This is a genomic window from Psychrosphaera haliotis (assembly GCF_039523615.1).
Taxonomy (GTDB): domain Bacteria; phylum Pseudomonadota; class Gammaproteobacteria; order Enterobacterales; family Alteromonadaceae; genus Psychrosphaera; species Psychrosphaera haliotis.
Genome location: NZ_BAAAFQ010000007.1, coordinates 501,973 through 520,150, shown reverse-complemented (window position 1 = coordinate 520,150; position 18,178 = coordinate 501,973). Strand labels below are relative to the sequence as shown.

General features: G+C 38.8%; 12 protein-coding genes and 1 pseudogene. 4 read left to right on the top strand and 9 right to left on the bottom strand.

Going from position 1 to position 18,178, the window contains the following annotated elements:
- Positions 1-3: 3 nt before the first annotated feature.
- From ABD009_RS11875 to ABD009_RS11860, 4 genes are all read right to left on the bottom strand, one after another.
- On the bottom strand, positions 4-3,132 hold the full coding sequence (locus ABD009_RS11875) for an efflux RND transporter permease subunit (RefSeq protein WP_058405782.1): 3,129 nt from the start codon (positions 3,130-3,132) through the stop codon (positions 4-6).
- A 10-nt stretch (positions 3,133-3,142) separates the two neighbouring features.
- Positions 3,143-4,039, bottom strand: a complete 897-nt coding sequence (locus ABD009_RS11870; protein WP_008128679.1) for an efflux RND transporter periplasmic adaptor subunit — start codon at positions 4,037-4,039, stop codon at positions 3,143-3,145.
- A 70-nt stretch (positions 4,040-4,109) separates the two neighbouring features.
- Positions 4,110-5,402, bottom strand: coding sequence for a TolC family protein (locus tag ABD009_RS11865; protein WP_008128677.1), 1,293 nt, complete (start codon positions 5,400-5,402; stop codon positions 4,110-4,112).
- A gap of 452 nt (positions 5,403-5,854) precedes the next feature.
- A complete protein-coding gene (locus ABD009_RS11860; protein WP_058405780.1) occupies positions 5,855-6,754 on the bottom strand; it encodes a cation efflux transmembrane domain-containing protein in 900 nt (299 codons plus the stop codon).
- 166 nt (positions 6,755-6,920) lie between these two features.
- Between ABD009_RS11860 and ABD009_RS11855 the strand changes: the two genes are divergently transcribed.
- The 4 genes from ABD009_RS11855 to ABD009_RS11840 all read left to right on the top strand — a co-directional run bounded on the left by ABD009_RS11855 (position 6,921) and on the right by ABD009_RS11840 (position 13,185).
- Positions 6,921-7,271 carry a hypothetical protein gene (locus tag ABD009_RS11855; RefSeq protein ID WP_008128668.1) on the top strand — a complete coding sequence of 117 codons (351 nt, stop codon included), beginning with the start codon at positions 6,921-6,923 and terminating at the stop codon, positions 7,269-7,271.
- An 83-nt stretch (positions 7,272-7,354) separates the two neighbouring features.
- Complete coding sequence (locus ABD009_RS11850) at positions 7,355-8,572, top strand: TolC family protein (protein WP_343825652.1); 1,218 nt, start codon at positions 7,355-7,357, stop codon at positions 8,570-8,572.
- A 66-nt stretch (positions 8,573-8,638) separates the two neighbouring features.
- Positions 8,639-9,973 (top strand): efflux RND transporter periplasmic adaptor subunit, encoded by a 1,335-nt coding sequence (locus tag ABD009_RS11845; RefSeq protein ID WP_058552476.1) that lies wholly within the window; start codon positions 8,639-8,641, stop codon positions 9,971-9,973.
- Positions 9,974-9,984: 11 nt separating this feature from the next.
- Positions 9,985-13,185, top strand: coding sequence for an efflux RND transporter permease subunit (locus ABD009_RS11840; protein ID WP_058405778.1), 3,201 nt, complete (start codon positions 9,985-9,987; stop codon positions 13,183-13,185).
- A 137-nt stretch (positions 13,186-13,322) separates the two neighbouring features.
- Here the strand turns inward: ABD009_RS11840 and ABD009_RS11835 are convergent, their stop codons facing one another.
- The 5 genes and pseudogenes from ABD009_RS11835 to ABD009_RS11815 form a co-directional block, all read right to left on the bottom strand.
- The gene (locus ABD009_RS11835) at positions 13,323-13,670 is read right to left on the bottom strand and encodes a hypothetical protein (protein ID WP_058405777.1); all 348 of its coding nucleotides are present in this window, start codon (positions 13,668-13,670) and stop codon (positions 13,323-13,325) included.
- Complete coding sequence (locus ABD009_RS11830) at positions 13,667-14,704, bottom strand: hypothetical protein (protein ID WP_058405776.1); 1,038 nt, start codon at positions 14,702-14,704, stop codon at positions 13,667-13,669. The genes ABD009_RS11835 and ABD009_RS11830 overlap by 4 nt, the downstream gene beginning before the upstream one ends.
- 209 nt (positions 14,705-14,913) lie before the next feature.
- The gene (locus ABD009_RS11825) at positions 14,914-15,276 is read right to left on the bottom strand and encodes a hypothetical protein (protein ID WP_008109624.1); all 363 of its coding nucleotides are present in this window, start codon (positions 15,274-15,276) and stop codon (positions 14,914-14,916) included.
- A gap of 193 nt (positions 15,277-15,469) precedes the next feature.
- Positions 15,470-16,852, bottom strand: a complete 1,383-nt coding sequence (locus ABD009_RS11820) for a PhoH family protein (RefSeq protein WP_058405775.1) — start codon at positions 16,850-16,852, stop codon at positions 15,470-15,472.
- Between the two features lie 257 nt (positions 16,853-17,109).
- Positions 17,110-17,997, bottom strand: a pseudogene (locus tag ABD009_RS11815) (PIN domain-containing protein); the annotation flags it as partial.
- Between the last annotated feature and the right edge of the window lie 181 nt (positions 17,998-18,178).

Sequence of the window (18,178 nt, the reverse complement as noted above, 5' to 3'; positions counted from 1 at the left end):
TTTTTAAATTTCGTCAGATTGCTGTTTACTGCTCTCAGCGCCATGCGCCCATTGATATAAAATAGGCAATACAAACAAAGTTAAAATTGTAGAAGATATAATACCGCCGATAACAACTGTTGCTAGTGGTCGTTGCACTTCTGCACCAATTCCAGTGTTTAACGCCATTGGAATAAAACCTAAACTTGCGACCAGTGCCGTCATTAAAATAGGTCTTAAACGAATGATGGCACCTTCAATGATCGCTACGTAAAGGTCGCCTTTTTCATGCCAAAGATCTCGAATAAAAGCCAACATAACCAAGCCATTTAATACGGCAACACCTGACAATGCTATGAAGCCGACACCTGCCGAAATAGATAAAGGCATGTCTCTTAAATAAAGAGAAATTACGCCCCCAGTTAATGCTAACGGTACACCACTGAAAATGATCAATGCATCTTTTAATGAACCAAATGCAATAACCAAAATACCTAAGATAACAATTAGTGTGATCGGCACAACTAAGCTTAATCTTTTACTCGCTGACTCTAGCTGTTCAAAGGTTCCGCCATAATCAAGCCAGTATCCTGCTGGAATTTCTCCTTCCTGATTAATTTTAGCTTTCACTTCTTTGACAAAACCGCCTAAATCTCTACCACGAACATTGACGGTAACCACAACTCTTCTTTTACCGCTCTCACGGCTAATTTGAGCAGGTAAAGACTCAGATTTAAGCTCTGCAACTTCTTCAAGTGGCACATAGTTACCATTCTCAAGTGGAAGCGGCAGAAATTTCAAACCATCAATATCCGTTCTAGTTTGCTCCGGTAGACGAACAACTAACTCAAATCGTCTGTCTCCTTCATAAATGATCCCCGCAGATTCCCCCCCTATTGCAGTGGCAACCCAGTCTTGCAATTCGGTAACGTTCAATCCATACCTACCAAGTGCTTCGCGTTTAGGGATTACCGATAAAGATGGAACACCTGTGACTTGTTCCATTCTGGCATCTGCTGCACCATCTACGGTTTTCACAATATTTAGAATATCTTTTGCGGTAAGTAATAACCGATCCAAATCATCGCCAAATACTTTGATGCCCACATCAGCTCTAACGCCAGAAATCAATTCATTGAAACGCATTTGAATAGGCTGAGTGAATTCATAGTTGTTGCCCGGAATGTTTTTCAGTACCTCTTCCATTTCTTCAACTAATTCACTCTTTGGCTTTGAAGGTTCGGCCCAATCTTTACGTGGTTTTAAAATAACAAAGATATCAGCAATACTCGGTGGCATTGGATCAGTTGCTACTTCTGGTGTGCCGATGCGCGAGAATACTTTATCAACTTCAGGAAACGCTTTAATACGTTGCTCAAGTACTTCTTGCATTTCTACTGATTGCTCTAGGCCAGTCGATGGAATTCTTAATGCCTGTAGTGCAATATCACCTTCATTTAATTGAGGAACAAATTCTGTCCCAAGCGTAGTTGCTAACCAAAGGCTATACCCCATTAACAGCGTTGAGAATGAAACAATAATCCAACGAAATTTCATCGCCATTTTTAACAATGGTTCATAAATAGACTTGGTTGAACGAATAACTACACTTTCTTTTTCGCTGATTTTACCTTTCATAAACACAGCTACAGCAGCAGGAACCAGTGTAACTGAAAGGATCATTGCGGAAATTAACGCCATAACGACAGTTGCCGCCATAGGGTGGAACATTTTCCCTTCAACGCCAGTTAGCGTGAAAATGGGGATGTAAACAACAGTGATAATTGCCACACCAAACAAGCTTGGACGTATCACTTCTGAAGTGGCTTCAAAAACGGTATTTAGGCGTTCTCTTAAGTCTTGCCTATGACCGTTGTGTTGGGCCTGTGCTAACCTACGGACAGAGTTTTCAACGATGATTACAGCCCCGTCCACTATCAAGCCAAAGTCCAATGCGCCGAGACTCATTAAATTGGCAGATACTCCTGCTTGCACCATACCTGTGATTGTCATTAACATGGAAATAGGGATAACAGCAGCGGTAATGAGAGCTGCACGTAAATTTCCAAGTAGAATAAATAACACAACAATAACTAAAAGCGCACCTTCAACGAGGTTTTTGGTAACGGTTGCAATCGCTTTATCTACTAATGTTGTTCTGTCGTAAACAGGCTCAGCGGTAATGCCCTTTGGCAGAGATTTTTGTATTTCGCTGAGCTTCTGTTCAACTGCTAAGGCAACGGTGCGAGAATTCTCACCAATCAGCATCATGGTTGTACCAAGCACTGTCTCAATGCCATTACGAGTAGCAGCCCCTGTTCTAAGTTCTTTGCCAATAGCAACATTGGCAACATCACTTATTTTTACAGGAATACCATTGTTCTTTTTGATGATGACATTGAGGATCTCATCTATTGTCTCAAGTTGCCCAATGGAGCGCACTAACACTTGCTGTCCGTTTTGTTCGATATAACCTGCGCCACGGTTGTCATTGTTTTTACGTAATGCATCAGATATTTCTTCAAAGGTTACCTGATGAAAAAGTAATTTTTCGGGTTTAGGCGTTATGTGATATTGCTTGTTGTAGCCGCCGATACTGTTGACCTCAATGACGCCTTTAACTTGAGCCAATTGCGGTTTAATGATCCAGTCTTGTATTTCTCTTAAGGCAATAGCGGTATAAGGCTCTCCATTAGGCATTTTAGCGTCAGGAGAAGCTTGTACGGTATACATAAATATTTCGCCAAGCCCTGTCGAAATAGGACCCATTTCTGGCTCTAAGCCAGAGGGAATAACGCCTTTTATCGCAGCTAATCTTGCATTGATTAAGTTGCGAGCAAAATAAATATCGGTTCCCTCTTCAAAGATAACGGTTACTTGAGATAATCCATATCTTGACAGGGAGCGGGTGTGAGACAGCTTTGGCAATCCGGCTAAGGCTGTTTCTACAGGAAAGGTCACCCTTTGTTCCGCTTCCAAAGGTGAATAACCGGGGGCAGAAGTGTTTATTTGTACCTGCACGTTTGTTATATCTGGAACAGCATCAATGGGAAGTTTTTGATAACTCCACATACCAACGCCGATGATTACCATCAGCAAGCTTAATACTAAATAGCGCCTATTTATTGCAAGACGCAAAATTGATTCAATCATATTGCGTCTCCTAATCGTCGTCTTCTACTTCAGATTTCAATATATCTGCTTTTATCAGATAACTGTTTTTGTTTACATATTCAGTGTCTTTACTGAGGCCACCAATAACCTCGATATAGTTCTTATCTGAACGTCCTAATACAAGCGGTGCAAATTCGTACTCTTCATCTTCTTTAACAAATACACCTAATTGTCCCCCCAGTTCTTGGATAGCAACTTTCTCAACGGCTAAATCCACCTTGAATTGATTTATTTTGACGTTGCCTTTTAATAATTGACCTGACGTTAGCTTTAACTCAGTGTTGTTTAATCGTACCCGTGCCAATACATAAGGTTGGTCTTTAGCTGGAATAATATTAGTGATGACTGAACTGAATGCGTGTTCACCTTGCTCAATATCAACATGCTGACCGACTTTGATTTGATTATATTGGCTGGTAAACACCTTAAATTCAGCCCACAAGGTGTCAAAATTGACGATTTCAAACAAGCTAGTGTTTTGCGTGATACCGCCAACATTTCCATTTCTCTGTAAAACTACCCCAGAAACAGGGGACGTTATTTTATAGGTATTTAAGCTTTCGTTAGATTCAATAACGGCCAATAGATCTCCTTTTTTTACCTTATCACCAACAGTGGAGTTAATTGTCTTTATAACGCCGTTATATCTAGCGCCAACTTGAAATAATTGTTCAGCGCCTATCGTCGTAGCGCCGTATACAGGGATAGTTTGGTTCAACGTTTTTGAAGCTAAATAGGCTGTTTCAACACCAAGCCTTTTTGCCATGTTATTGTTTATTTTGCTAATGCCTTCTTCGCCTTCATGTTCATCTTCACTAGCGATAACACTTTGAATGGGTGATAGATACCCAATAAAAATCAATAGTGCGAGTAAATAGTTTTTCATTTTGAATTCCTAAACGATTCAGTTAATAACTGAATCAATAAATTGTTATTAAACTTAAAGTGATGTTTATTTAGAGTGACAGCGCTTCGTTTGTTAGTTTTTCTATCTCTGCGCCATAAATTAGGGCAGCAGATGCCGCATCAATGAGGGTTCGCCGAGCATTTAACAGCTCTTGTCTAGCCGATACATAATCAAGATATCCATATCGACCTTTTTGATAGGCGTCTTGAGTATCTTCCAGTGCATCTTCAAGCATTGGGATAACCGACTGCTTTAATGAATTAGCTGTTAATATGGCTTGTTTTCTATTGGAGTATGCTCGTAGTAAGTGATTTCTAAACCTCAACTTAGTCGCCTCTTTCTCTATGGCAACTTGGTCACGCTCTGCTAGCGCACTAGCGATTGCACCAGAATTTCGCTTTTCAGCAAACAAAGGTAAGCTAAAGCCAGCGACCAGTACCGTATCATTGACTTCTTGAGAGCGCCTAACACCAACAGACCATTTGATATTGGCCGTTGACTCTGTTTTAGCCAACTGTAATTCGGCCTCTTTTAGTCGCTGCTCACTTGCATAAACTTGAATAGCAGGGTTTTTCTCTAATTTCGCAAAGAGACTACTAAAATCACTATCATTGCCAAACTGAAACAGATCTCCAGTTACTCTAGAGAATGACACTGATGTTTCTCCCCAGTAAGCTGATAAAGAAAGCTTTAGATATTCCAAGCGCTTTTGTTCAGATTGAAGGGTGAGGTTAGCCTGAGCAATAACTGCTTTTGAGCGTTTCACTTCAGCCTCAGGAGTAGCACCTGCGCGGTTACGCTGAGATACAATCTCTAACGTTTCTTGTGCTAAGCTCAAAGCATTTTCTGCCAATATAACTCTTTGTTGGGCTGCAAGTACTTCCACGTACTTCTCAGTGACTTGAGCCATTAAATTAAGCGCAGAGACTTCTTTCTCAGCATTGAGTAGTGCTCTTGATTTTGAAACAAGTCCAATCCGCGCTGAGCGTTTATCTCCCATTTCGATAACCGAAGATAGAGCGACTGTTAATTCAGCACTGTCGAATGCATTAAATTCACCTGAGCCTGCAAAGTTCTCAGCTTCAACTTCTAGTTCATAAGCAGGATTTAAACTTGCTGTTTGTTCTTGTCCTGTTAATGCGGTTTGTTTGAAATCAAATATTTTGAGTTCAGGATTTTGTTTAAGCGTCCACTGAATTGCCTCTTGAAGATTTAACTGCTTTTCAAAGGCATAAACATTAAATGTAAAAAGTGACAACGCGAGAAACGCGATATATTTAAGCCGAGGTGTTACACACCTCAAAATTGCTATCTTGCGATGCACACAGGTATTAAGTGCCATGTATACTTTCCTATAAATTTATATGTTTTTTTCGGTCATTAACATTTGACCTTTCATAATTTTCTATAAAATTTAGGCGTATTTAGGTGGGCGGAATGGCACCGAGATATAGCCTTTTAGCTCAGGAGAAACTAAGGCGTAGGTAAGGAAATATTCTATTGTTTGTAAAATGTTACAAGAATAATCTGCATTTAAAAATAAGTGACAACAGCAACAAAAATTACAATTATCAATTGAAGTGTTGCTATTACTCACCTCAAATATATTGGAGGTTTCTGGAGATTTTAGCGGGGTAATAGACTCAGTTAGTGATGTATTAAAAGAACTTTCAATTAAGTTTACTTCAAGCTCTTCTAGCGAAAAAAACACAGATTGCACCGCGATTAAAATCATTATCACGTATGATATATTTGATTTGATATACGATGAGTGCATTATTTTCATTTCTCTGCTTAATACTTTAGCTGTAAGATGCGGCGAGCACCGTTTAAAACGACAAGAGCAATTATCAAACCAATCACTAAATCTGGATAACGACTGCTTGTTGCTGTAACTAATAAGCCAGCTAAAATTACACCAACGTTTGCGATAACGTCATTTGCTGAAAAAATCCAACTCGCTTTCATATGAGCGCCGTCTTCTTTGTTGCCAAATATCAAAAACAGACAAGCAACGTTAGCGATTAGTGCTATTCCACCAAATATCATCATTAAAGAAGAGATCGGTTCACTACCGTAAACAAAGCGTCTTACGACTTCGCTCAAAGCACCTAGCGCTAGAATAACTTGAAGCACACCAGATATATGTGCTGCTCTAAGTTTCATGCTAATACTTTTACCTACGGCATAAATAGCTAAACCATACACAGCAGCATCAGCAAACATATCTAATGAGTCTGCAATTAGGCCAGCAGACTGTGCAATAATCCCAGCAATTACTTCTATAAAAAACATGACTCCATTAATGGCTAACAACCATTTTAGGGTTGATGCTTCTTTCATCTCATTTTTTTGGGCTAAGTCTTTTGCTTTTGCAGCTTCTGTACTGCAACTTTGTTTAGTTGACTCTAACTCTGCACCGAGTTTAAGTTGTTGTAACTTTTTTGTTATCTCATCTAAATTTTCATCATGAAAAACTTTGACTAAGCGATTAGGAATATCAAACTGCAATCCAACTGAAGGCTGAATTGAGTCAAGTGCTAATCTGATCAATCTCTCTTCTGAAGGACAGTCCATTTGAGGCACTTTATATGTACTGACAAACGCGCCACTATAGTTATCTAATTGTGTATCAATTTTTACGTCTTCGTTGGTAGGAGATGATTGACACTTACCACTACATTTTTCTGACATATTTAACATTCCGAAACAATATTAAAATAAGTATAAAATCTATAGTGGCTATAGAGTCAAATAAAAAGTTATTTAATTTGAAAAGATTGGGAAGTAACTAAATTGGCTAGTTTAAGTAAATAGTTTCTGCTAGTATTTTAAATACTATATTTAACAGGTAATAACTTTGAACCTTAATGTTGTGCTAAAAATACTATTAGTCGTTTCTATTGTTTTGCAATCGTTAACTGCTGTTGTATCCGCAACATCTGAGAATCACCAGATAGATATAGAGCACCTTCAAACTCAACATGATCATGACGATGATCGAAATGTTTTAAATGATAATACAGATGATGAACAGCACGATGTAAAGGATTGTCATCACTGTGGTCATTGCAGTGGCAGCCACTTATCTTGGATTTTAGTCAGTAATTCAAATGTCGATGGTAAGCTAAATATTATCAATAAAACTCCTTATCAATTTGACCAGACAAAAGCCTTCCTAGAAGCGATACATCGCCCACCTATTTCTTAATTAGATTAATTTTTAATGACCTATTTATTCTTTAACAATGGATAAAGGGTTCGTGTTTATTAATTTTAAAATTAAGAACTTTTATGTATATATATTTAAAAAATGCAGGTTTAGTCCTGTCTTTATGCATGGCTGTGAGTTTTTCAGTTGCCACTTATGGCAAACAGAAAAGTATTTCATGGCTAGATAGTCAAATAAATAAAGATCCCGAAGTTGTTGCGGCAAAAGAGTTACTTAATGCAAGTAATCATAGAGCCAAAAGTTTAACTCAAGCCGTATATAACCCAGAGCTTGAAGCAAACTATGAAAAAGAAGGTGATTTTGATAATTACTCTATTGGTATCAGTCAAACGATAGATTTTTGGGATATGCAATCAACAAATAAAACCATTGGTGAAATTGATGTTTATGCAAACCAGCAACAATTGTTATCTCTACTCGATTCTAAAAAGGCTAATGCCTTAACTGCATTAGTTAATTGGCAAGCAGCAAAAAAAGCTGCTCAGTTACTTTCAGAAAGAGAAGAGCAATTGCAAACGCTCGTTGGAATTGTTGAAGACAAACGAAAAGCTGGACTTCTAGAGCCACTTGACGCTGAGCTAGTCTATTTAAACTTGTCGCAAATTTTTAGTGAAATATCTGAGTCTCAAATTGCTTTTAAAAATGCAGAGATAAAGGTTCAGGAGTTATTGCCAGATTGGACGCCTAATACCGCCAATTTACCCTTATTTACTTTTGGAGCAACAAGCTATTCATTTGATTCACAGTGGGTTGAGGATCATCCAAAAGTTAAACTCGCAAGAGCGCAATGGAAGGGGCAACAATCTAAAGCTCAACTAACCACTATGGAATCTAAACCTAATCCAACCATTGGAGTTAGCGCAGGTAAAAGTGGAGATGAAGACTTGGTTGGTGTGACTTTCTCAATTCCTTTAAACATCAGAAATAACTATTCAGATACTGTTAAAGCCGCTTATTCAGAAGCCATTGCAGCAGAGGCCCACTTTCATTCAATTTACCGAAAACAGTCTTTTGAAGCAAAAGCTAATTATGAGTCGCTGACTGTCAGTAAAAATTACTACCAGCAATGGCACAAACTCACCCAAGGCAGGTTGGCTAGCAGCGCAAAGTTACTCAACAAACGCTGGGAAGCTGGTGACATAAATACTTCTGATTATTTACTCGCATTAAATCAACGCGCGGAAGCGCTTCATGCAGGCATCCGGTTGGAAAAGCAATTTAAGCTTGCAGAAATATCCTTCGTTTTAAGTATAGGTCAGTTATCAAAACTTGAGATTTGAACGCGCTAATTTTTCATTAGCGAAAGAAGCGAAATCTTAAATTTATAAAAAATATAGGTTACAAAAATGAATACAATATTTAGTAAAAAATTATTAGCCGTAGTAATTAGCAGCCTGTTAGTAGGGCTTACTACAAGTCATGATGCTTTTGCACAGTCGTCAGATGTTACTGATTCTGTCACAAAGCTTTCCAAACAAGACACAAAAGAACATAAACACTCTGAGAACGAGAGAGTTCATGCTAAAGAACACCCTGAGCATAGTGAGTACTCAGAAAGAGAAAGCCTAAAAGGTCAAGAAGAAGATCTTGACGAGCACGGCCACGAAAAAGGACATAAGGAAGAAAAAGGTGACCATGACCACGGAAATGAGAATAAAGAAGACGAACATGAAGAAGGTATAACTCTTAGCCCGAAAAATATGTCACTTGCTAACATCAAAGTAGAAAGCGTCATCCCAGAATATCAATTTAGCACGATATATGCCCCCGGAGAAATAAAAGCCAACGGTTATAAAAGCTACGTGGTTTCACCTCGTACTGAGTCCGTCATTATTAGTCGTCACGCAGCGCTTGGAGAGCACGTAGAAATAGGCCAAAAGTTAGTCACTTTATTTAGTGAGGCAATGGCACAAGCGCAAGCGGACTATTTAATTGCCTCCACCGAATGGCAACGTGTAAAAAAGCTGGGTAATAAGACGGTGAGTGAAAGTCGATTATTACAAGCTGAAACAACATACAATGCGAGTTATGGGAAACTCATTGCTTTAGGGTTAACTGAAAAAGCAATAAATGGTATTTCTAACAAAGACATTAAAGCATTTGGACAATATACATTAACTGCCCAGCGTGAAGGTGTCGTGCTTCTAGACGACTTTATCCAAGGCCAACGCGTTGATGCCGGAGATACTGTTATGTTACTTGCGGACGAAAAACAATTATGGGTTGAGGCTAAAGTCTCGCCAAACAAAAAGCTTAGTCTATCAATTAACTCTCCTGCGACAATCAAATTAGAAGGTCAAAGTTACAAAGCTAAAGTTATCCAAGAAGCACATACTATTGATCCCAAGACCCGCACCCGAATTATCAGATTAGCGGTAGAAAATGCTGATGACAAACTCCACTCTGGTATGTTCGTCAAAGTCTATTTCCAGTTCGCCACAAAACAGAAAGTGATGGCTGTACCAGAAGGTTCACTGATCCGCAGTGCCGATGGTGATTGGACAGTATTTGTTGAAGACCATCCCGGAGAGTTTAAAGCGACTGAAGTTAATCTTGGTCGAGCTTTAGGTGATTTCAGAGAAATTATCGGACTAGAAAGTGGTACTCGAATTGTAACCAAAGGCGCATTTTTTGTTGCTTCTGAAATCGCTAAAGGCGGATTTGATCCGCATAACCACTAAGGAGCAAGACTATGTTTAATAAAATAATAGATTGGTCTGTTAACAACAGACTCCTTATATTAATTGCACTGTTTGCCACAATTGTCGGCTCAATTATGGTGATCCCAAAATTAAATTTGGATGCTTTTCCTGACGTTACTAACGTTCAAGTCGCTGTTAATACTGAAGCACCGGGACTGGCTGCCGAAGAAGTCGAACAACTTATTACTTACCCCATTGAAGCGGTTATGTACGCCTTACCAGATGTTGAGCAAGTACGTTCAATTTCTAAAACAGGTCTTTCTGGCGTAACCGTAGTGTTTAAAGAAGGCACCGACATTTACTTTGCAAGACAACTCGTATTTGAACGGCTTCAAGCAGCAAAAGAGTTAATACCAGAAGGTGTCGGCACGCCAGAAATGGGACCAAACACATCGGGTTTAGGTCAGGTGTTTCAGTACTTACTTATTTCAGATAAAAACGCTGGCTATGATGCTATGGCACTCAGGAGCCTCAATGATTGGATAGTAAAATTGCTTATTATGCCAGTCGATGGCGTTACTGATGTGCTCTCTTTTGGTGGTAATGTTAGGCAATATCAAGTCAACGTCGATCCTTCTAAGCTCCTAGCATATGAACTAACGCAAGAAGATATCGTTAGCGCATTAGATAGCAATAATGCCAACGTTGGCGGATGGTACATGAACCGTGGACAAGAGCAGCTTGTCATTAGAGGCACAGGCTGGTTTGAGAGTGGTGAGGCTGGCATCAGTAACATCAAACAAGTTCCCGTTAAAACGGTTGATGGAACGGTTGTGACGGTTTCAGATATTGCTAAAGTTGAAATGGGCAGTGAAATTCGTCAAGGCGCTGTCACCATGACGCGAAAATCACCCAATGGAAAAGTCGAAAATTTAGGCGAAGTTGTCTCTGGTATTGTACTTAAACGCATGGGTTCAAATACTAAAGCCACCATTGATGGTATCAATGCAAGAATTCCATTAATTAATCAAGCATTGCCGGAAGGTGTTCGCTTTGAGCCATTTTATGATCAGGCTGATTTGATTGAAAAAGCCGTTAACACTGTTGTAGATGCCTTATTACTTGCATTTATTTTCATCGCGATTGTTCTAGCACTGTTTTTGATGAACTTACGTGCAACCTTTCTCGTCTTAATATCTATTCCAATTTCAATTGGTATCGCGTTAATGATCATGGCTTGGTGGGGCATTTCTGCAAACCTTATGTCACTGGGTGGCATTGCCGTAGCCATTGGTATGCTAGTTGATGGTTCAGTCGTTATGGTTGAAAATATGTTTAAACATTTAAATAGACCTGACGCGACACATTCGAAATCGGTAAAGGAACGCGTTCCAACTTCTGACGCAGATCCGCACGATGTCGAACACGACGATCATGGTATTGAACTGCGCCTGACAGAAGCAGGTAAAGAAGTGGCTCGTCCTGTCTTTTTTGCAGCCTCGATTATTTTAGTCGTATTTGCGCCATTGTTCAGTTTTGAAGGGGTTGAAGCAAAGTTATTCCAACCTATGGCAATAAGCATCATCTTAGCCGTTGTATCTGCGATTGTGGTTGCGTTGTTTATCGTACCTGCACTGGCAACTTATCTATTTAGATCTGGTGTAAAAGAGAGAGAAAGTTTCGTTCTCAAGCCGTTAAACATGCTCTACAAAAAAGGGCTGAAATTTTCTCTAAAACACACTAAATTGATTGTTTCTACATCCATACTATTAGTTATATCTGCTTTGGCAACCGTGCCTTATATTGGTACTGAGTTCGTGCCAGAGTTAGAAGAAGGCACGATAAACTTAAGAGTAACGCTGGCACCTTCTTCAAGTTTAGATACTGCGTTAACTGTCGCGCCAATTCTAGAAGAAAAATTAATGGCGTTCCCTGAAGTAACCTATGCACTTAGCCGTATAGGTAGGGCAGAAATTGGCGGCGACCCAGAGCCTGTAAACAATATAGAAATTTACATTGGTTTAAAACCTATCTCACAATGGACAAGTGCATCTAACCGCTATGAACTTCAAGGTAAGATGGAAAGATCATTAGAAGAGTTTCCGGGGCTACTACTTAACTTTTCTCAGCCAATTGCGACTCGTGTTGACGAGCTAATATCTGGCGTTAAAGCTCAATTGGCGATTAAGTTATTTGGGCCAGAACTCGAAGTTTTGGCGGCTAAAGGTCAGGAAATTGAAGCTGCCATAAGAGAAGTCAATGGAGCAAAAGATGTTGCCCTTGAACAAATTGCAGGGGAAGCGCAACTAGTTGTAAAGCCTAACAGGCAAGAGCTTTCAAGATTCGGGCTTTCCGTCACTAATATTATGGAAGTTGTACGAGATGGTATCGGAGGCGTTGAAGCTGGGCAAATAATTAACGGCAATGAGCGTTATGATGTTTATGTACGTATTGAAGAAGAATACCGACGAAATAAGGAAGCGATTTCTGATATTCGCATTCAGTCACCAACAGGTGCTTGGGTACGCTTAGGTGATGTTGCAACGGTGTCGTTTGAATCGGGGCCTCCGCAAGTTAGACGCGACGATGTACAAAGACGGGTTGTTATCCAAGCAAATGTTCAAAACCGTGATATGGGTAGCGTAGTTGCTGATATCAAAACGGTAATTGCTGATAAGGTTGATTTACCTTCAGGCTATTCTGTTTCGATTGGCGGTCAGTTCGAAAGCCAGCAACGTGCTCAAAATAGACTAGCTATTGTTGTACCTTTATCGTTAGCACTAATCGCACTGCTACTCTACTTTGCTTTTGGCTCTGTTGGTCAAGCAATGCTGATATTGGTCAACGTACCGCTTGCTGTAATTGGCGGTGTTTTTTCCTTATATTTATCTGGACAATACTTGTCCGTGCCTAGCTCCGTTGGCTTCATTACACTATTTGGTGTTGCTGTATTGAACGGCGTGGTAATGGTAGAGAGTATTAACCAACGAATTAGAGATGGCTTGGAAGTTTCTCAAGCTGTATTTGAAGGAGCAACCTCCAGATTGAGGCCAGTTTTAATGACAGCAATAACATCGGCTTTAGGTTTGATACCGATGTTAATGTCTAATGGTGTTGGTGCAGAAATCCAGCGTCCATTAGCGAGCGTTATTGTTGGCGGATTGGTAACAGCAACACTGCTAACACTGTTTGTCTTGCCTGTTTTATATAGCTGGTTTTCTAGAAAGAAAATTGAGGAGTTATCTAGATAGAATAATTTTATTAAGAACCAATATCCCACACCTAAGTGACGTTTTGTGTGGGACTATTAATTAATAGTAAAGATTCACCAAAAAGTTTAATGAAATTAAATGTAATAGTTATTGCAACTCGCGTAGCATACTAACATTCAATTCAATTTTGGAGTTTTGAGCTGTTCTCTCATTTCTAAAATACGTTCAGGTGAATGCACTCCTATTCTCATTACTACAAGCTCAGCAAATGAAATGTCATATAACTTATGTTCAACATCAATTACATAACAACTTCCGTTATGAGTAATTACTTCTATTTTGTCGCCAACAACTCTTTTGTTAACAATTTTTGAAGTAACTATTTGCTCAAATGGACGAAATCTAAATGTTTCATCGTCAATAACTACACCAGCTAAGACATCAATCAAAAATGTTTTTTCAAAATCTTTGTAGTCATAAACCGATACTATGCTTACGTCCTTTAAGTAAGTTTTTTCTGTCATATCTGAACACCTCTCGTGTCTTCTAGAGAATATGGACGAAAGCATGTTAAGTACTTAACCCCATTGACCTTTAATAACTCGTCATCTGCGTCAAAATGAGCAAGAACACTAGCTCGATACAACGAAATATGCTTTTCACAATCAATCGTATTAAACAAACTAGCCTCTACTCGACGGGCGTAAAATATTAGGCTCTGCTGGTCAATACGAACTATAAACTTTTGGTCTCCGTCTAGGTTTTTAACCTGAAGGTTAAGGTCAGGCTTATGCCAGTCTGATACCAACGAAGGCACCAGAGGAAAGCCATAAACTAAATATCGTACCCTTTCAATTTCGAAGGTCGTTGGATTTAATCTAGCGTCATTTCCTATTCCAGAGTTGAAAAGCTCAAGTGTCATCATCAGCCAGTCTTCATGCTTTGAGAAACTGTTACCATTAGAAATGCAGCCCTCAAACTCACCATCGTGCTCCCACTTGATTTTGTACAAATAACTTTTAATATTATCGAAAGATATTTTTTCAAAAGGAAACTTAGTGGCAATGAGCCTGTAGTAGCAGCCGTGAACCTTTAAATCCGCATATTGAACGGCTAATGGATCATCATATGCGTCAAAATAAGGTCGCCATTCCAGCCTAAAGTTAGCTCCTGTATTAATGATGAACTTGGCATCTTCAGACAAACCCAAAACTTTATAAATTGCAGAAACTAATTCTAAAGTTTCGATATCAACAAACATCTGGCTTTCTATGCGGGATGCCATTGCCGTTATTTCTTTATGAAGTGACTCAATTATTTCTTGATCATCGTATTCATTAATAATCAGATATTTGAAAGAGTCATGCGTAAGAATTGAATTTAAATCATTGCTGTCAAAAACGTCTCTAAGACGCTCATGAGCTTGTGGAATAGTAGCACAATCGTAAACACCGATTGACCATAGACGTTCAGCATATTGCTGGGGAAATTCTAATAGTAAGGCGAAGTTTTTTGTTTGATTATTTAATTTATTTTGTAATTGATTTAGCGATATCATGTAATTTTCCAAATAATTTATTGCGAAAAAATAATGGCCTACCAACACACTATTTATTCGATTATTTGAATCACCAAATTTTTACGGATGCTCCGCTTCACTGCTCATATTTTTATTTTAAAAACATGTGTAGGCGTAGGCTGTCCGTTCAGCCTTCATATTATAATATCGCCAAAAAACAAAATGACAACTTACGTATTTGTACAACTTTAGGTAGATATTTTGAGTTTGAACTCTGAAAAGCTAAGCCCAAACAGGGATACGACCATCTCTTCATTTATATTGGAGCCGGGAAATTTTTTTTCAAAATTTCCAATAATGCTATCTAGGTGGCTAGCTAATATTTTTACTAAAAATATTTCCGAGTTTGGTGAGAGTGCAGACAGTGCTATCAATGGGTTGTCAAAGGATTCAGCTTTTATTTTTACTAGTAAATCGCTGTAACTGTCACAGCCGTAAAGACAAATAGCTAGGGCTTCTTGGGCTTGTCCAAGGGGAATAGTTAATAATTTAGATAATCGTTTTGCCTGCCTTTTTATATTTACTAGCAGGTCTTCTTTATTAAAAGACATCAATACACCAAAAAAACGGCAACGCTAGGCCACGCACCTATGTCACTCAGTTTTTGTGAATATTTAATCTTTTAGTTCAGAGTAAATCCATTTCGTCCTGTTTTCGTGGGAACGGGCTTCTCTGAAAAGCCACTGCAAAAAGCAGTGGCTATTGTCGCAATATTATAAGGAAATGTGAATTGTAGTTTGATGCCTACATGTTCTTTTCAGTGAATTCAGCCAAGCTACTACGCTCTACTTCATCAAATATCAATACTGAGCCTTTTTCATAGTTTCTATACACGTTAACAGCCGCGCTAGCACCTGAAGATGCGGGTGTGACAAACTTATCATCAATCTGGGCTAAGTTGCCCAACACGATTGTGCGACAATTTTTGCCACCACGGCTTAACATGCCCTTAATTTGCGCTCTAGTCATGTTTTGAGCTTCATCAATGATTAAAACAGCATCGTCTATTGAACGACCTCGGAAGTAAGCCATACTAGTAAATTCTATATTGGCTTTTTCGATCACATGCTCAACAGTTGCACTAATATTACCTTCATTGTTATCACCTGAATGCATTGATATAAGCGCATCTGTTATACCTGCTAATAACGGCATTGATTTCTCTGTCAGGTCACCGGGTAAAAACCCCGGATCATCGTCCATAAAGTCTCTGGAGCGCACCACAACGATTTTTTTGTACTTTTTTAACTCCAATACTTGATGCAGCGCCGAAGCAACTGCTAAAAAAGTTTTTCCGGAGCCAGCAGGGCCAAGGATGATATTTAAGTCATAATATGGATCTGTTAATTGGCTTAAAGCTACTGCCTGACGCTGATTTTTAGGCAAAATGCCCCATACTTTTTCTTGTTTACGAGGCAATAACTTTGTGAATACCTCAGTATCTGTTACTTCTGAAATTCGCCCAATGTGTCCAGCTTCATCGTACCAATACATGTTTGGCTGAACTTCATCATTAAATAGACTTATTGGGAAAGTATAAACTTCTCCTGAAACCTTGAAGTCTTTGTCTGATTTAATTCGATCAAAAAGATCTCCTTTAAAGGCTTGTACCCCTGTGTATAAAAGATCAATATCTGATATTTGATTATCTACGGCAACGTCTTCTGCCATGACCCCTACGGTTCGAGCTTTCAAGCGCATATTAATGTCACGGCTAACAATTACTACGTCTTTATCTAAGTCCTTCTGAAGATACAGTGCATAGTTAATTATTCTATTGTCAGCGTCACTTCCAATACCGTGCTTTAACTCTTTAGCCATATCGAGCTGGGTATCAATTCCAATAAACAGTTTTCCTCGTTTAGCTGTTTCAGTAGAAGGCAGTGGAATACCAGCTTCCATCTCTTCTGCACTGTGCCCATTTATTATATCTTCAAGCATACGAATACATACACGAGCATCAGCACTAACCGATTTGTTAGTTCTTTCTTTTAAGTTATCTAATTCTTCTAGAACTGTTAGACAGATGTATACGTCTTCACTGTACGCAAGAAGTGACTTTGGATCATGAACTAGTGCCGATGTATCCAATACTCTTGGGGTTTTGTTTTCACTTGGATTATTCATTTTAGTTCTCCTTTGAGAACGATTTTCATTAATTAGCATTTTAGATTTACCTTAGCTTTATTATTTTTGTTTGTGCCTCTTGCAGGTTAAATCCGTTATTTATATTTATTGATGAATGGTTCTATTCTTTAAGTCACACTTAATGACATGTTAGAGAGATTAGATCTTAGCCTGTTATAAATACTCAATTTATTCAGTAAGAATAAGGTCTGTAGATAGGTCTGCACAAATATTGAAAAAAAGCTTGCAGTAATACCTGTTTTACCGCAACCCGCTGGGCCAGTCAAAATAACCAGTTCAATATTTGGGTCCAACAGTGCATTAAATGCCATTGCCTGATATATGTTTTTTGGTGATATTCCCCAAGCTTTTCGAGACATAAGCCTTGTACGGCTTAAATCCATTAATTCTACTTTATCTGGTGAGATTGCTGACACACGGCCAGCAAAGTCAGTATCCGTATCTAAGACGTACTCATTTATAAATACATTTTCCAAAGCACTTCGGTCTACCGTATGTTTTGCATCACGGCCATCTTTCACCGTTTCTACATTTTTTACATTTGACCAAAAGTCACCTTCAACTTGTTCAAAACCTTTTGTTAAAAACTCTATGTCATCTATGAGCTGATCTGTCGTGTAGTCTTCAACTCGCTTTAAACCTGCACCTTTGGCCTTTAACCGCATGTTTATGTCTTTAGTGACTAAAACAACGGTAACCTTTGGACGTTCTTTTTGAAGGTGCAAAGCCGCATTGATTATACGATTATCATTTTCGCCGCCAGGTAACCCCGAAATTTCACTAGTAATGTGATGGTCATTCATGATGATTAGATGGCCGGTAACGCTGCTGTCCTTTAATTCACCACGATTTAAAGGAACGCCCTCTATCATTTCTTCTGGTTCAACATCATGCAGAGTCGTTTCTAATGAGCGAATAGCAACGCGTGCATCTCGCGACACATCTTTGTGCCTGTCTTTAATATGGTCTAGCTCTTCAAGAACGGTCATGGGGATCACCACATCATGTTCTTGGAAGTTGAAATAAGCATGAGGGTCATGCAGTAATATATTGGTATCTAATACAAATAACTTAGCTTTATTGTCTTTTTTATCGCTTCTTATGTTGCTACTAACATTAACCATTCAGCGCACCTTTTAATTTATCGTCCCTACTTTAACTGTAGTTAATATTTCACATCATTGATGACAATTTGATGAAAATTATTTCATTAGAACAAACAACGCTCTACTAAATGATTGAATAAAAATAAAACAGATCACTCAACAAATAATCAAAGGTGACCTATGTTTAATACCGAATAAG

What these genes read in the sequence shown, in the direction of transcription:
- ABD009_RS11875 (WP_058405782.1), bottom strand. Translation starts at nt 3,132, where the DNA reads ATGATTGAATCAATTTTGCGTCTTGCAATAAATAGGCGCTATTTAGTA.
- ABD009_RS11870 (WP_008128679.1), bottom strand. Translation starts at nt 4,039, where the DNA reads ATGAAAAACTATTTACTCGCACTATTGATTTTTATTGGGTATCTATCA.
- ABD009_RS11865 (WP_008128677.1), bottom strand. Translation starts at nt 5,402, where the DNA reads ATGGCACTTAATACCTGTGTGCATCGCAAGATAGCAATTTTGAGGTGT.
- ABD009_RS11860 (WP_058405780.1), bottom strand. Translation starts at nt 6,754, where the DNA reads ATGTCAGAAAAATGTAGTGGTAAGTGTCAATCATCTCCTACCAACGAA.
- ABD009_RS11850 (WP_343825652.1), top strand. Translation starts at nt 7,355, where the DNA reads ATGTATATATATTTAAAAAATGCAGGTTTAGTCCTGTCTTTATGCATG.
- ABD009_RS11845 (WP_058552476.1), top strand. Translation starts at nt 8,639, where the DNA reads ATGAATACAATATTTAGTAAAAAATTATTAGCCGTAGTAATTAGCAGC.
- ABD009_RS11840 (WP_058405778.1), top strand. Translation starts at nt 9,985, where the DNA reads ATGTTTAATAAAATAATAGATTGGTCTGTTAACAACAGACTCCTTATA.
- ABD009_RS11835 (WP_058405777.1), bottom strand. Translation starts at nt 13,670, where the DNA reads ATGACAGAAAAAACTTACTTAAAGGACGTAAGCATAGTATCGGTTTAT.
- ABD009_RS11830 (WP_058405776.1), bottom strand. Translation starts at nt 14,704, where the DNA reads ATGATATCGCTAAATCAATTACAAAATAAATTAAATAATCAAACAAAA.
- ABD009_RS11825 (WP_008109624.1), bottom strand. Translation starts at nt 15,276, where the DNA reads ATGTCTTTTAATAAAGAAGACCTGCTAGTAAATATAAAAAGGCAGGCA.
- ABD009_RS11820 (WP_058405775.1), bottom strand. Translation starts at nt 16,852, where the DNA reads ATGAATAATCCAAGTGAAAACAAAACCCCAAGAGTATTGGATACATCG.